Genomic DNA, 13,709 nt, shown 5'->3' on the forward strand with positions numbered 1-13,709 from the left:
CCAAACGAGATATGAGCGAAACCGCAGCGCCCGCCAAGCCGATCGTACTTTCCAAGGCCGCCGCGAAGCGAATCACCGCTATCGCCACCAAGCGCGGTGCGCCCACCGCCCTTCGTGTTTCCGTCGAAGGCGGGGGATGTTCCGGCTTCTCCTACAAGTTCGAGTTGACCGCCGACAGCGCGCCGGACGATCTGGTCGTGGAGGCAGACGGCGCGAAGGTGCTGGTCGACCCGGTTTCCTTGGACTTCATGCGCGGCTCGGTGATCGACTTCGTCGACGATCTCATGGGGCAAGCCTTCCAGGTGCAAAACCCCAACGCCACCTCGTCATGCGGATGCGGAACGAGCTTTTCCATCTAGTGTCATTCGCCGCCGCATTCGGCGCCCTGCCCGCTCGTCTCTCAAGGATATTCGTCCGCGATGCTGATCGCCACATGGAACATCAACGGCGTCAAGGCGCGGCTCGACAATCTCATCAACTGGTTGGAACAGCACTCGCCAGACATTCTCTGCCTTCAGGAGATCAAGTCGGTGGACGAGGCCTTTCCACGCGCGCCCATTGAGGCGCTCGGCTATCACGTGGAAACGCACGGCCAAAAGGGCTTCAACGGCGTCGCTTTGCTCTCCAAGAGCGCGCCGATTTCGCTTGTGCGCGGGCTCGACGGCGAGGAGAGCGACGAGCAGGCGCGATACATCGAGGGCCTCTGGCAGGACGGCGCAAGGGCGCTGCGGGTTGCCTCCATCTACCTGCCCAACGGCAACCCGGTCGGAACGGAAAAGTTCGACTATAAGCTGCGCTGGATGGCGCGCCTGGAAAAGCGGGCGAAACAGCTCCTCGCCGACGAGGGCGACGTGGTGCTGGCCGGCGACTACAACGTCATTCCCGAGCCGATCGACGCCAAGCGCCCGGATGCCTGGCTTGGGGATGCCCTGTTTCAGCCCGAAAGCCGCACCGCTTGGCGCCGTCTCGTCAACCTCGGATATACGGATGCGGTGCGCGCGGCCACGGATGCCGCAGAAACCTTCACGTTCTGGGATTATCAGGCGGGCGCCTGGCAGAAGAACAACGGCATCCGCATCGACCACATGCTGTTGTCGCCCGAGGCCGCATCACGCCTTACCGGCGTCGGCATCGACAAGGACGTGCGCTCCTGGGAGAAGCCGTCTGATCACGTGCCGGTACTAATCCAGATCGGTTAGAGCTTGGCACTGAAAAGGTGCCGGTGTTTTCGGAAAACCTCCTGCTCAATCAGAGTTCTAGGGAGAAATCCCGATTCTGATTCTTCGCATTTCGCTTTAAAGCGCGGCACGGTGAAAACTCCGCGTAAAGTCTTCAAATTCTCAGTTTTTCCGGGCGGCTTCCGTGGTCGCGATGGAGGCGAGCGCGGTCCGGCGGTCGGTCTCGTCGGCCAGCGCGAAAGCTTCTTCCTGAAGGGGCCTGATCCACTCCTGATCGGCCGGCTGGGCCTTGGCAAGAGCCGAGGTGAGAAGGCTGAGCCCCTTAGCCGGCTGCGGATGAAGTGAAATCATCTCGCCATTGAAAAGTAGATAGCCGAGAAGGGCCTGAGCTCCGACATGCCCCTTCTCGCCTGCGAGCTTCAGCCACCGGGCGGCTTGGCGAGGATCCGCCTTGCCGCCTTCGCCGTAGAGCAGCATCCGGCCAAGCTGAAACTGGGCCTCGCAATCTCCGAAGAAGCTGGCGGCATGAAAATAGAGCTGCCGGGCCTGGGGCAGATCTATCTTGACAGGGCTGTGGGGAATGCCGCGACGAAGGTATCCGGCAAGCGACACGATGGAGCTTGCGACGTAGGCCGCGTTCGGAGAGGTGGAGGTATCGTCCTCCTGATCCCTCACGATATCTTCAAAGATCTTGAAGGCCTCGTAGTCGTCCTCGGTGATGCCGTCGCCATCCGCGTACATGCGGCCAAGCTTCCAGCGGGCGCCAGGGTGCCCCTTGTCGGCGGCAAAGCGCAGCGCCTGAGCGGCGGCGGCCTTCTCACCTCTTTGATAGGCTTTGAAGCCTTGAGTGAAGAGTTCGAACGGCCCCGCTTCCTTTGCGGTGACAGAACTGGGATCAAGCGCCTGGAGGGTCGTCGCCGGGAATGTGGCGGCGACGGACGTGAAAACAGCCAAACGCAAGAGCTTGGCCGCAAGCGTCATGCATGATGATGATGATGCCATGCCATTCTCCAGCGGCAGAGCGTAGCCCTGCCTTGCCGGCGCGCCGAAGCGTGCAGGCTTGAACGAAATTGTTTTCATTACCCCCTCACGCCCCTCGGGTCGTGCATGCACAGTGAACCGAGGCCCACGTTGGTCGCACGACCCTGACGTCGCCTGTCTTTGTGGCGGCAGCACGGCGCGGTTCCAATGTCGGAAGTATAATAGATGCAGGATCGCCGCACTGTTGCACGGAAAGCACAACTCGGAATCGCTGATTGAGAAGACTCTTGAAGGAGCCGTTCGGCGCTCCCGTGCTTCGCCTGCAGTGCCACGGCTCGGCATCCTCTTCGATCGCGCGCCTCCTGCCAACGTCCTGCCATGTCCCATGTTTTGGGACTTTTCGGCCAACTCGGAAGAAGGCAAGGAAAGGCGGTTGATGGACCGTGGCGAAATGGCTACAAGGCGACGATCATCCGAACGAGGGCCCGCAACTGTGGGGCCGTCATGGTTCGAGCGCGTAGCTCAGTTGGTAGAGCAACTGACTTTTAATCAGTAGGTCCAGGGTTCGAGCCCCTGCGCGCTCACCAAAAACACCTTGTAAATCAAGAGGTTACGGCCCGACTTCTACTGATATTTTTGATCAGAAGCCGCTCGGGTTCCGAGGGGGTTCCGCTACCGTGACGCATTTAGGCGACGGCGTTTTCCGGCGACACTCGGCAAATTTACGTGACATGGAATGCCCCGTGGCTTCTGTGTTCGTATAGCCCGCTCATGGAATGGCGATGACGAATCGAGTAGCAATCGTGCAGTGACGTCTTCTAGTTTGAGGTGTGATGGATGACCGTTTGCGTCGCAATCGCAGTGAATGACTGTCTAGTTTTTGCAGCTGACTCAGCCTCATCGTTGGTGTCCACTGACCAATCAACGGGCGCTAGCACGATAATGAACGTTTACGCGCACGGAGACAAAGTTTTCAACCTTCACAAGAAGCTGCCGATATCTGCGATGACATGCGGCATGGGCAATATCGGTGCCGAATCCATTGGCACCATCGCCAAGGATTTGCGCAGACGCTTGTGCGGCGACAGGCCTGAGTGGCGTATCGATCCAGCGAACTATACTATTGAAGAAGTCGCCGCGAAGGCGCGACAGGTGATATTCGAGGAACGTTACGCGAGCTTAGCGCCAGCACCACCCGCACCGCACTCGCTAGAGTTCTGGGTGGGCGGCTATGGCTCCACCATTTCTGATGGTCATCAGGTCTGGAAGGTCCGGATCGAAAATGGCGTGTGTCCCCCTCCTGAGTTGCACGTCGACTTCGGGGGGACTGGACTACTCGTAGGCGGTCAACCAGCGCCGGTTATGCGACTGGTCCTCGGCATCGATCCTGCGGCGCCGCAGGTTCTGCAAAAGGCTGGCATGGCATCACCTGACGCGAACTCGGTGGCAAACTGTCTTCGCAACGGATTGGAGGCTCAATTAGTTATGCCGACAATGCCCGTTCGCGACGCAATTGAGCTCGCAGATTATTTGGTCGACGTGACCAAGCGCTTCTTCCGATTCCTGCCGGGTGCCGATATCGTCGGAGGAGACACAGACATCGCCGTCGTAACGAAGTATGAAGGGTTCAAGTGGATTCGTAGGAAGCATTTCTACCCTTCCAATCTCAACCCCCTGGAGACTGGTCATGCCTGATGCACGCAAAGCTCAAGTTGATCGCAGCCGAGAGTTGCCGCGAGAGCTCGATATGCCCGTTTACCGGTATCAGCATGCAGATAGTCGTAGCTTCACGCTGACCTACAGCGAGCGGCAGAATGAGGAGAAAGCAGGGACTGATAAATCGACGGAGCAGATGGAGCCGATTTTATCAGCCTTGTCGTTTTCCTGCTAACTCGGACCCCGCTTCGGCGGGGTTTTTATTTGTCCTCTTGTCGCCGTTCGCTCCCGCGCGTAGCCACATCGAACTAATAGAGCACGACCCAGGCGAGGCGATAGAGGCCAGCGCACCTAAGCCGCCAACCTCACTTCCCCTGTGATCCTGGCGCCCTGCTGCACGAGCACGAAGTTGAACCGCGATGGGATGATCTCGCACGGTGCCGTCTCGTGCCCCGCGTGAGAAGCAGCGGTTGCCCCCCCAAAGGTGATGAACCGGGAGTAACGCCGCGCCTGATCTTCCACGGACATCCGCGCCCCGAGCGATATCGGCTCATGCGCCCGGTCATAATCGCGATAGATTAGGCGCGCCTGTCTTCGTCGGTGTCCCAAGGACGCCGCCCGTCAAACGAGCCACGCGTCGCCCGCCCTGCCGTCTCAGGCCTAATCTGGGAATGCTTGGTGATACGCAACGCCCGCGCGGTTGCGATCATCGCGCGGCTCTCGCGCTCTCGCATGGCTGTCAGCTTATCTAGGCGCTTCAGCCCGTCTTCGTCCTTCAACCATTCTGCTTCGTAACGGTCGATCTCGTACGAAATCAGGCGATGCGTCGTGGCATGGCGGCAAAAAGCCTTCAGGATGCCGTGCGTCTCGCGAGGGAACCAGTCGGCGGGCATTCGCCGCACCACGGCCCGCCACTCGCCTTGTTGATCGTCGGTCAGGTCTTCCGGCGGCAAGGGTCGCGATTCGGTCAGGGGAGCGACAAGTGCCAGTGATGCCGCCGATTTAGGTCCTCGCTTCATCAGAATTGTCCACGTTTCTGTTTGTCGAGTGAGAGGCGCGGTACATGCCGGCGAACGATTTCCATCGTAGATCGCCCCCCCGGTCACTGAAGCGGCTGGCCACCGCGCCGCAACCATCCCTCAAGCTTCAACAACATCGCGGCGCGATCTCGTGATAACTCTTCATCCAGCCAAGCGAGCATCGTCCGCACCTCTTCCTCCGAAGCGCCATTGCTGCGAAGCGTGTCTTCGCTCTCGATGCGGTTGATTTCCGCCTGCTCGTCATATTGGCGGGCGGCTCTGTCGAGTTCGTCTTGCAACGTCATTGCCTCGCCCCTTTCGCTGCAAGCTGCCAAGCTTCGGGCGCCTTGCCTGGTTGCTCGCCTTCGGACGCATCACGCAAGGCGATCCACAAGCTGCCGTCGCTCGTGACTGCCGAGCCTTTGCGGTACGCGAGAGCGCGTTGATGCACTCCACAGAACTTCACGCCGCCCTGTTCCAGCTCTGAGATGCGGTGATTCAAAGCCTCCATACGAGCACGGTAATCCTGATTGTTTCGCTTTGTGATCTCAGTAAATGTCGCGAACATTTCCATGACATATCCATAGGTCGCATAAGCACTCATGACCTTGTTCGCATCAGGCGTTTCTCGCCTCCATTTAGCGAGGGAAGCGTCGACACTTTTCTGAATTTCATCTAGCCATTCTTCGTCTTCCATAGCGTTGCCCATCAGCTAACCGGCGTTCCCCATTCAATGCCCGTCACTTCAGCAACGGCATTGGTGCGCAGACGACGAACACCGAAGGCCACCTTCGCGAGAAGAGCCGTCGAATCCGTCTGAAACATCGAAATGAGTTCGGTCGGCGTTGGCGCGTCAGATGAACCCGAAGGATCGGTTTCCATTTCGAGCGCCGCTTCGTTGCTGGCGTCGAGAACGATTGGATCGGCGTTTGCCGCGATGGCACCAGCATTAACGAGCCGAAGCGTTCCCGCCGGCATGGTGGAGCCAACAAGCGCCGGCCAGTTGAGAAACTCGCCGCCGGTCCCGCTCATGGCGCCATTCGGCATTTGCATCACGGTGACGCGATTCGCCAGATCGGGCGACATGACCCAAAAGAGCGGGCCGACCCCCTTGGTGTTCACGCTCTCCAGCAAGAATGCCAGATCGCTTCTCATGCCATCCTGATCGTTACCCGCTGAGACAGTGCTCGGCGTTCCCGAATCGATCATCAAATTCCAAAATTCGGCGTCGACCACGTCGCTAACAGCGCCGCGAAGCTCAGCATTGACGAGATTGGTCGCCTCGTCGGTCATCGAGCGGGCGACTTCATCCGTAACGACGAGAATCGCCGCCGCCGTCACCGGCTCCAACCCGGCACCGGCCAACGCAAGCCGGGAAATCGGAAGCGCATTCCCTCTCTGCTGAATATAGCCCGTGGCATTGGTCCCCACGATGCCGACGCGAGTGTTCAGCGGAACCTTGCGAAATCCGCCGTCCAACATCCGAAAGAAAATGGAGCGCGTCCGCAGAGAACCGAAGAAACCCGCTGACGAAATCCGCCAATCAGCGAGAACATCGCCCGAATCTCCATCGCCAAGGGAAGACGCGGCGATAGCGCTCTTCTGGATCATCCGCCCCACGCGCAAGGGCGCGTCGATCATCTTGGCCGCGTTCATCGCCCCGATTCGATCTGAAGGCGATGCAAGCAAGCATTTCGCGAGAATGCCAATTTCTGAATGTGCTGTGTCGAATTTCATTGTCACTACCCAACCTGTCACGGTCAGATAATGTCGAGCAAAACGCGAGTGGAACAGGCCTGATTACTCGCGTTTCTCGCGTTTAAGCGTCGGATCGATACTTTCTAAGGGCGGCAGCGTCTAGCATCCAACGCCCACCAATCTTTTCACCCAGGCCCTTTTCTCTTGCCAGCCATCGGCATGTGTCGGGCGGAAGGTTGAAGCGCTCAGAAGCTGTCGCGGTATCGATCAGCGTTTCACCGGGCGCGAATTCCGGTTCGACTTGCGGCCTGTCAGTCTCCAGCGCCGCGCGAAGCTCGGTCAAGTCAGCGATCAGGCGATCTAACAGGGCGATATCAATCATTCCAGCGCCTGGAACCTTTCACCAAAACTTGCGGCCTCTGCATTGGAGGGGGACGCGCGGCGCATCCGGTCGGCGGTTTTTCTCTTCAAGGTGCCCCCGGTTCGAATTGGCCGCTCTGCACATCAATCTGGCTTTGCGCCTGTTTTTGGTGGAGCGCGGTACACAGACCGAACGGCTTCGACCTAGCCGATACCCCCCCGACCGATGATCCTTCGCCTTCACCAACCTGCCGAAGGCTTGGCCACCGACCGGTCCGCCTGACCAATTCGCCTCAACTTGAGACAAACGGCCGAGCCGGGCGTAAGTCGCCAAGTTGGCGGCACACATGACCGCGCGGAAACGGATCGCTTCACCACCGACAACGCCGCGAAGACAGCCAAGAGCGGGCGCTCTGTCCAAGGCGTCGGACATTTCACGCCGCGCCATCACCGTTCCCATGACGGTTGCCAAAGCCGCCATGGCGATGAACCTCCTTCAGCACCTCTCCGAAGAAATCCTCGATCTCGGCTTCAATCCGTTCCGCCGAAATTCCGGCTCTCGCCATCTGGCGCGCCATGTCATCTGTCAGTCGCCGCCAATATGCAGCCGCACCTCGGTCAGTCGTACTTTCGAGCATCTCGGCAGCGCGCCGAATTTTGGCGACCCGATTTTTTCCAGGGAAAGGGATGATCTCGCATTCAGGCTGTTGCCATTGGAAGAGCGGAAGATCGCAGTCAGGCGTTCTCATGGCGTACCCCCCGAGAATATAGAAAGGACTCCCTTTTGAGGGACTAGGTATGGATTACCGTTTGAGGGAGTAGGGAACGGGCAAACCATTACCGTTTGAGGGAGTAGCGATTCCCTGTTTAGGGAGCGAGGATCGCAAATCATGCTGCCCCCGAATTTCTCTGCCGAGCGGCTTCAGCTCTCCCGGCAATGCTACCGCTCTTGTAGGCCGGCCGCCGGTTTGGGCGCTTTGGTCGGGCGGCATCCCATTCGGCTTTTTTCCGGGCAATCCGATCCTTCGCCTCATCCAGCGATTTGATGGCGAACCATTCGTGCGTTTGTGGCGCATTGCGGCTGTTCGGGAAGGTGAGCCGGAACTGACTAGGCAACCGGGTGTCGCCAAACGAGCGCCCGCCCTGCTGCATCATCTCGATAAAGCCGAGAGCTTCGTTCTCAATGAGAGCCGGCTTGACCGAGTTATGGCCGATGCCGAACGCGACAAACTGGCTATGCGTGACCTTCAACTTGCCGTTCTCTGCCCCGCCGTGTTCCAGGTGCTCAATGCAAAGGCGCATCAATACCCGAAGCGCTGGAGCGCTAAGAGCGGCAAAGGCGGGCGACTCCAACATCTCGCGGGGAATGGAAAGCCATTGGTTCGATGGCAGGTTGACGAGCGGCTTGTGCCGCTTCGTCTTTCCTGTGGTGCGGCCGGTAACGTCGACCTTACGCGCTCCTGCCCCGCTCATCGCGTTCCCCCGAAGCCGGCCATCCGGTCGAAATAGTCCCGCGCCGACTGCTCCTCGACCTTGGCGACCGCGAGCGCATCGGCTGGCAAGAGCGCCTCGATCTCGTCCCGCAGGAGAGCCCGCAGGACGCCGGCAGGCATCGCCTCCGCTTCGACAGTCGAGCGGATATGAAGCGCTCGCCTGTCGGTTTCCTTGCGCGGCTTGGTCGGCAGATCGTGCGCCTCGATCTGTTCTTCGGTGATGGCGATCCGAGCGAAGCGGAGTTCGATGTCGGCGTCCAGGTGCTCGCGAAGCTCCCGCTCCAACGCAACGTCGATTAAGACGCCCGCCGGGTCGTAGTCGCCGATGTAGAAGATGACGACGGGCCGCCCTTCGGCGTAGTAGTTGATGACTTCCGCCGACTGATAGGCAAGGGTTATGCTGGAGAAACCGCCGGCCGGGTAAAGGGAGACGGCGAGTTCCTTGCAATCGTCCTCAATGACGCCAGCGATGGAACGGCTCTCGGTCCACACCTCGCAGTAGGATGCGGCATCCTTCCAAAGGTCGGCGCGATAGAGCCCCTTCACGCTGCGCAGGAAGTCGCCTTTGTCGCGATAGGTCGGCGTGTGATAGCCCCGCCGGCTGGCGTCGGTGATCCAGCCGAACGGAAGCCGCTTCGCCCGCCGGAGTTTGACGATGCGGTCTTGAACATGACGATAGCCGCGCTCGGTCTTCTCCACCGGCTCCGACAGGCGCGGGTCGGTCATCCTGTAGAACACATGGCGCACACTCTGCGGATGATCCTCGCGGAGAACCGCGAGAATCTGGTTATCGAGCTGCTCAATCCGGGCATTCGTTCGCCGCTCGCGTTTTACCGTGCCTGCACGATAAATTCCGGAGACCGTCATCGGCTCGCCCTCGCTCTGCGAAGGTTCGCTTCCGCAATGGCCTGACACGCCTCAAGCGGCGAGAGCCCGAACCGGCGCCGAAGCTCTGGGATGACAGGCTGTGGCTTCTCGTGCGGCTCCAAGTTCGTGAGCCAAGTGGCGGCTTCCTCCATCGCCGCCGAATGCTCATGATCAAGGCCAGCGGTTCCAACGATTGGGACCGTCATGCACGGCCCCCTTCGCCCATTGTCAGGAGCGCGCGGTTCTTGCACCCCCTGATGATCTCGCGTTGGATTACGAGGCTCGCCTGTTCGATGTCGGCTTCGGGGAGCCTCGCCGCTCTTGCCTCTTCGACGAATCCGTTCACTGCCGCATCAACCGCCATGCTGGCGATTTCGGGGAAGTTGGAGGCGTCGGCGTGAACGACCGTCTGACTGAAAACTACGTCAGCTAGGATGCTGCCAAGCTCGACAAGGGCCTCATGCGCGGGACGGCCCTCTCCTTCGTGGGAAAGCTCACTCATGACGCCGCGCCTTCGAAATAGGGGAGCGCCGCGCCGATCAGCGATCTCATCATGTCTGGGTCGCCGAAGTGCTCATACTCGTTCGCAAGGCGAAGCGCCTCGATAGCTCCCTCTTCGGTCGTCGCCTGCGGAGCGTTCCAAACCAGTTCGTCATACGGCGGGTTGAATGTCTCGTCGGCCAGAGCATCCATCTCCTCGTCTGTCTCGGCATCGGATGCGTTGAAGACCGCGAGTTGCCGCCGATATTCGCGGATAAGCTCAAGAAGCGGATCGGGCTCGCTGGCCAGGGCAACAGCGGGAACCGTGACAATCACGGGGATGGATGCCGCACCTCCCAGGAAGGCGCGGCGGTGGAGATTATTCGCTCTCATTGGCTCATCCCCCGAAGCTGGAAGGCGAGCGTGTTCACGCCTTCCCAGGCGGCATAAAGATCCTTGACCAGCCTCTCGGTTAGGATGGTGCTCCAGAGGATCGCCTCCGACGTATCTTCGCCGAGAAGCACCATCCGATCGGTGCCGATCTTGGTGAAGCAACTCATGTTGTTGTCGGCGAGGAGGCTCGCAACGTTGGCGGCGTTCGCGACTTCTCCGAGTGGAGTCTCCAGCCGGTGAACAGCCTCGATCAATGCCCTGAGGCTGACCTCACTTGCCGTAGAGGCGGCTGTGGTGCTATTTGTGTCCATGTTCTCAGATCCTATTGCGGGGTTTTGAACGCTGGCTCGGAGAGGTTGCCGCCTCTTCCGGGCCGTTTCTTTCGATCTCGATCACCAGCCGCGCGGCGGGCGCGTTCTGGTTCGCACTGGCGAGGAAGGCTTCGAGCGCCTTCTCGATCTTCGTCACCTTGCCGCTGAGTTGGCGGGCGATGCCATCCGTGCGCCGGATCATCGCCAGGACGTCGGGCGATATGCCGTGAGCCGGGACGGGTGCGACGGCTCGGCTTTCCATGTGAGCGCGAACGATCTCGTTGCACCGAACCGCAAAGGCGGGATCGAGGTAACGGGCATAAGCCATGGCGATGTGCCAATGCGCATATGTACCCGCCCGCTTTTGCCCGCTCACGAGTTTATCGTGGGAATTTCCCACAATAAGCGAGACATGCTCGATGAACTCGATCGCCTGAGAAAGCCGGAGCCATTGAGCCGGGGCTTTGGATGGATCGGAACCCGCCGCTTTCCACAGCCCGGTCAAGCTAACCATCTCGCCTTTCAGCGAAACGTCGTTGCCGTCCATGTCGATGTGCTGGATGGCCGTGCTCATCGCGCACGCCCCCCGTCACGTGCGGCGATGCGGGATGCGATCCAGCTATCGATTTCGGAGCGGACGAAAGCCTTGCGCTTCGCCGTCACCGGCACGAGGCGGGGAAAACCGGCCTCTTCCTTTTCCAACTGCCAGAGCGTCGTGCGGCTGACGCCGATCCTCTGGCAGACTTCCTTGATCGAGAGAAATTCCATTTCGCGTTCACCTCCGTAAGAGATGACGCGATTATGTCCATTTCACCTGTGACGCTGGCCGGCGGTGTTACAACTTTCTTCCTAAGTGCCGATACCAGAGTGTCCGGTTGGCCTCGCCGCTCGTGCCAAGACCTTTGTTGAAGACGATCTTGCCGGCACTCGAAACGGTTTTCCCTTTGTCCACCAGGGTACGCATCTCATTCACAATGCGCGAACGTGTGCCCTCGAACATAAGGGAACGTGCCTTGCCGCCGCTGGCGGCAGACGCCACGGTCGTTCTGCCGCGCACCAGATCGGGACGGTTTAGAAGATCCTTCACATGCTGCCGTTCCGCATCGAAACGCTCGATCCGCTCCAGCGCTGTTGCCAATTTACCGGCGCGATAACATGCTCTGACGTGATTGACTGCACCCCGTATGCGTCGCGGATCACTCCTTTCTAGCACCCACTCCCGGACCACAGGATCGCTGAACGAGTCCGCTAACTTCTCCAACTCAGGGGGGCGCCCTTGTGACGCACACTGCAAATAACTGTCCATGATCGACAGCCAAACTTCTATTCGTCGCAAGTAATATTCTTCACCGGCCATCACAGCGCCGCCTCCGCCTTCATCGGCACGACGACGCTCTCTCGCTTCGAAATGATCGCTTCCAGGTGCTCGGCCCACATATCCAGCGCGCGGCGCTTCTCCGGTTCGTATCGAGCGCGGTTATAGACGCCGGCCACCCCTGCCCTGAAGCCGCTGATGTGGTTCAACGTCGCCTCGACAATGTGCGGCATGACGCCCAGGTCGGCCATACCGGTTGCGACGGTGCGGCGAATGTCGTGAGGGGTCCATCGCTCATCCAGAACCTGGAGCTTTAGTCGGGTCGCTTGCGCAATCGCGTTGCTCTCGATTGGCGCACCAACATGGGTGAATAGCGGTGCATCTCTGTCATCATCGGCCTTGTCCAGCGCCGCGCCGACGATCTCGACGGCAGCGTCAGACAACGGCACGACATGCGCCAAGCCATTCTTGGTTCGCTCGCCGGGAATGGTCCATGTCGCCGCGTCCAGATCGATTTCTGAACGGCGCATTCCGCAGACCTCGCCGGAACGCTGTCCGGTCAGGAACAACAGCCGGATCACGTTCGCCGTCACTGGCCGCAAAGCAGCCCCAGGGAGCGCCTTCCATATCGCCTTGACCTCGGCAGCGGAAAGCACGCGATCGCGCTTCACGGCCTTTGCGCGCGGCTTGATGCCCGTCGCTGGAGACAGTTCGAGGTAATCCTCATCAACCGCCCATCCGAACATCTTCCTGACGACGGCCAGGATTTGCGTCGACTGCGCAGCGGCGCCGGCTTCGGCTTTGGCGTCGATGATGTCGAGAAGGTCGCGCCGCTTCACCGCCGCCGCCTTGAGCTTGCCGATCTTCGGAATAACCTCGACCTTGAGCAACCGCTCGTCTTCCCTCCACGTCCGCTTGTTCCGTTTGGAGTAGCGTTCGATGAAGATGCCAGCCAGTTCCTCGACGGTCATAGCCTCGCGTCGGGCGCGCTTGTCACCGGCAGGGTCTTGGCCATCCGATACGGCCGCAACCGCGTCCAGTGCCTTCCGACGCGCCTTCTCCAGCGACAGCGCCGGAAACTTGCCGAGCGTGACGCGGCGCTTCTCGCCGTCAGCTTCGCGCGTATAGACGACGGTCCAGGCTTTGACGCCGCTCGGCGAGACGCGAAGCACCAGACCGCGAACCGTCGCGTCCCAGAAGTCGGTACGGGTTTCGACCTTCACGCTCTCGATGAAGCGGGCAGTCAGGTTCTTTCGAGGCATTAGACGAACCTACTGAAAATTTCTCAGTTTTTTCGTCCGGGGTTCCGAGGGGGTTCCAGAAATGCAAAACTCGCCCGAACGACAATAAACAACCATGAACACGGAAACCACTGCAATGCAAGGCTTTCAACCGTCCATCACGGTTCAGCCGCGTTCGCTTTTGTTCTACTTTTTGCCTCTTTTAATCAGTAGGTCCAGGGTTCGAGCCCCTGCGCGCTCACCAAAATATATCAGTCCCTATAAATCCTACGATGTGTCATGCGGTCGGCGGCCTCGAAGAGGCGGATGCCGGGCGGCGTGAATTCTTGGAACCGCCCGACATGCTGGCTCACCTCGCTCAGTTTGCGGCGTCGCCCTCCACAGCCGAGGTGTCCCAAACCGAATCGAGCAGCTCGGCCGCGTCGCGGGCGTCGTCCGGCTTGAAGATGATGCCGATCGGCATGTCGCCATTGCGAATGATGAGGGCGACGTTGCCGTCCGGCAGTTGCGAAACGCCTTCCACCTTGTCGACCAGCACCCCTTGGATGCCCTCTCCGTTGGCTCCAGAATCGTCAGACATTGAATCTCCTTCAGTTTTTTCCAGGCTGAAGCCTATCAGTGCGGTGATACCTTTTGCAAAAGAACGCCTCCGACGGCCGATACCGGTCGCATGTCAGCGCGCAGGCTGATCGGTGCTCCTTCCGCCGCTCTCGACAT

The 13,709-nt window shown here is 59.9% G+C and carries 21 protein-coding genes and 1 tRNA gene; 5 read left to right on the forward strand and 17 right to left on the reverse strand.

Going from position 1 to position 13,709, the window contains the following annotated elements; genetic code table 11:
- Positions 1-11 precede the first annotated feature (11 nt).
- Together erpA and xth are read left to right on the forward strand one after the other, a co-directional pair.
- A complete protein-coding gene (erpA, locus tag B5D38_RS09945; protein WP_078708279.1) occupies positions 12-359 on the forward strand; it encodes an iron-sulfur cluster insertion protein ErpA in 348 nt (115 codons plus the stop codon).
- Between the two features lie 60 nt (positions 360-419).
- Positions 420-1,199: an exodeoxyribonuclease III gene (gene xth / locus B5D38_RS09950; protein ID WP_078708280.1), complete on the forward strand. Its 780-nt coding sequence runs from the start codon at positions 420-422 to the stop codon at positions 1,197-1,199.
- Between the two features lie 141 nt (positions 1,200-1,340).
- Here xth and B5D38_RS09955 read toward each other — a convergent pair whose 3' ends face one another.
- Positions 1,341-2,180, reverse strand: a complete 840-nt coding sequence (locus B5D38_RS09955) for a tetratricopeptide repeat protein (RefSeq protein ID WP_078708492.1) — start codon at positions 2,178-2,180, stop codon at positions 1,341-1,343.
- Positions 2,181-2,670: 490 nt separating this feature from the next.
- On the opposite strand from B5D38_RS09955, the gene B5D38_RS09960 reads away from it, so the two are divergent.
- The 3 genes from B5D38_RS09960 (at position 2,671) to B5D38_RS22015 (ending at position 4,050) form a co-directional block, all read left to right on the forward strand.
- Positions 2,671-2,746 (forward strand) — tRNA-Lys (locus B5D38_RS09960).
- Positions 2,747-3,101: 355 nt separating this feature from the next.
- Positions 3,102-3,854: a hypothetical protein gene (locus B5D38_RS09965; protein WP_078708281.1), complete on the forward strand. Its 753-nt coding sequence runs from the start codon at positions 3,102-3,104 to the stop codon at positions 3,852-3,854.
- Complete coding sequence (locus tag B5D38_RS22015) at positions 3,847-4,050, forward strand: hypothetical protein (RefSeq protein ID WP_131829892.1); 204 nt, start codon at positions 3,847-3,849, stop codon at positions 4,048-4,050. The genes B5D38_RS09965 and B5D38_RS22015 overlap by 8 nt, the downstream gene beginning before the upstream one ends.
- Positions 4,051-4,393: 343 nt before the next feature.
- Here B5D38_RS22015 and B5D38_RS09970 read toward each other — a convergent pair whose 3' ends face one another.
- The 16 genes from B5D38_RS09970 to B5D38_RS10045 form a co-directional block, all read right to left on the reverse strand.
- The gene (locus B5D38_RS09970) at positions 4,394-4,834 is read right to left on the reverse strand and encodes a hypothetical protein (protein ID WP_131829893.1); all 441 of its coding nucleotides are present in this window, start codon (positions 4,832-4,834) and stop codon (positions 4,394-4,396) included.
- An 83-nt stretch (positions 4,835-4,917) separates the two neighbouring features.
- Entirely contained in the window at positions 4,918-5,139 is a 222-nt protein-coding gene (locus B5D38_RS09975) for a hypothetical protein (protein WP_078708283.1), read from the reverse strand.
- Complete coding sequence (locus tag B5D38_RS09980; protein WP_131829894.1) at positions 5,136-5,531, reverse strand: hypothetical protein; 396 nt, start codon at positions 5,529-5,531, stop codon at positions 5,136-5,138. Before B5D38_RS09980 ends, B5D38_RS09975 begins: the two co-directional genes overlap by 4 nt.
- Before the next feature lie 11 nt (positions 5,532-5,542).
- Positions 5,543-6,571 (reverse strand): phage major capsid protein, encoded by a 1,029-nt coding sequence (locus tag B5D38_RS09985; RefSeq protein ID WP_131829895.1) that lies wholly within the window; start codon positions 6,569-6,571, stop codon positions 5,543-5,545.
- Positions 6,572-6,653: 82 nt separating this feature from the next.
- Positions 6,654-6,914: a hypothetical protein gene (locus B5D38_RS09990; protein ID WP_078708286.1), complete on the reverse strand. Its 261-nt coding sequence runs from the start codon at positions 6,912-6,914 to the stop codon at positions 6,654-6,656.
- A gap of 412 nt (positions 6,915-7,326) precedes the next feature.
- Positions 7,327-7,641 (reverse strand): DUF6074 family protein, encoded by a 315-nt coding sequence (locus tag B5D38_RS22830; protein WP_425349327.1) that lies wholly within the window; start codon positions 7,639-7,641, stop codon positions 7,327-7,329.
- A gap of 139 nt (positions 7,642-7,780) precedes the next feature.
- Positions 7,781-8,365 (reverse strand): hypothetical protein, encoded by a 585-nt coding sequence (locus B5D38_RS09995; RefSeq protein ID WP_078708287.1) that lies wholly within the window; start codon positions 8,363-8,365, stop codon positions 7,781-7,783.
- Positions 8,362-9,252, reverse strand: a complete 891-nt coding sequence (locus B5D38_RS10000; protein WP_078708288.1) for a hypothetical protein — start codon at positions 9,250-9,252, stop codon at positions 8,362-8,364. The genes B5D38_RS09995 and B5D38_RS10000 overlap by 4 nt, the downstream gene beginning before the upstream one ends.
- Before the next feature lie 202 nt (positions 9,253-9,454).
- On the reverse strand, positions 9,455-9,754 hold the full coding sequence (locus B5D38_RS10010) for a hypothetical protein (protein WP_078708290.1): 300 nt from the start codon (positions 9,752-9,754) through the stop codon (positions 9,455-9,457).
- Positions 9,751-10,125: a hypothetical protein gene (locus B5D38_RS10015; protein ID WP_078708291.1), complete on the reverse strand. Its 375-nt coding sequence runs from the start codon at positions 10,123-10,125 to the stop codon at positions 9,751-9,753. Before B5D38_RS10015 ends, B5D38_RS10010 begins: the two co-directional genes overlap by 4 nt.
- Complete coding sequence (locus B5D38_RS10020) at positions 10,122-10,436, reverse strand: hypothetical protein (RefSeq protein ID WP_131829897.1); 315 nt, start codon at positions 10,434-10,436, stop codon at positions 10,122-10,124. Before B5D38_RS10020 ends, B5D38_RS10015 begins: the two co-directional genes overlap by 4 nt.
- Positions 10,437-10,440: 4 nt before the next feature.
- Positions 10,441-11,010: a KilA-N domain-containing protein gene (locus B5D38_RS10025; RefSeq protein WP_078708293.1), complete on the reverse strand. Its 570-nt coding sequence runs from the start codon at positions 11,008-11,010 to the stop codon at positions 10,441-10,443.
- Positions 11,007-11,204, reverse strand: a complete 198-nt coding sequence (locus B5D38_RS10030; protein WP_078708294.1) for a helix-turn-helix transcriptional regulator — start codon at positions 11,202-11,204, stop codon at positions 11,007-11,009. The genes B5D38_RS10025 and B5D38_RS10030 overlap by 4 nt, the downstream gene beginning before the upstream one ends.
- A gap of 67 nt (positions 11,205-11,271) precedes the next feature.
- The gene (locus B5D38_RS22025) at positions 11,272-11,793 is read right to left on the reverse strand and encodes a hypothetical protein (protein WP_131829898.1); all 522 of its coding nucleotides are present in this window, start codon (positions 11,791-11,793) and stop codon (positions 11,272-11,274) included.
- Positions 11,793-13,013, reverse strand: a complete 1,221-nt coding sequence (locus tag B5D38_RS10040) for a tyrosine-type recombinase/integrase (RefSeq protein WP_078708296.1) — start codon at positions 13,011-13,013, stop codon at positions 11,793-11,795. The genes B5D38_RS22025 and B5D38_RS10040 overlap by 1 nt, the downstream gene beginning before the upstream one ends.
- 337 nt (positions 13,014-13,350) lie before the next feature.
- Entirely contained in the window at positions 13,351-13,572 is a 222-nt protein-coding gene (locus B5D38_RS10045; RefSeq protein ID WP_078708297.1) for a hypothetical protein, read from the reverse strand.
- Positions 13,573-13,709: the final 137 nt, after the last annotated feature.

The organism is Consotaella salsifontis, from assembly GCF_900167365.1.
Lineage (GTDB): Bacteria > Pseudomonadota > Alphaproteobacteria > Rhizobiales > Rhizobiaceae > Consotaella > Consotaella salsifontis.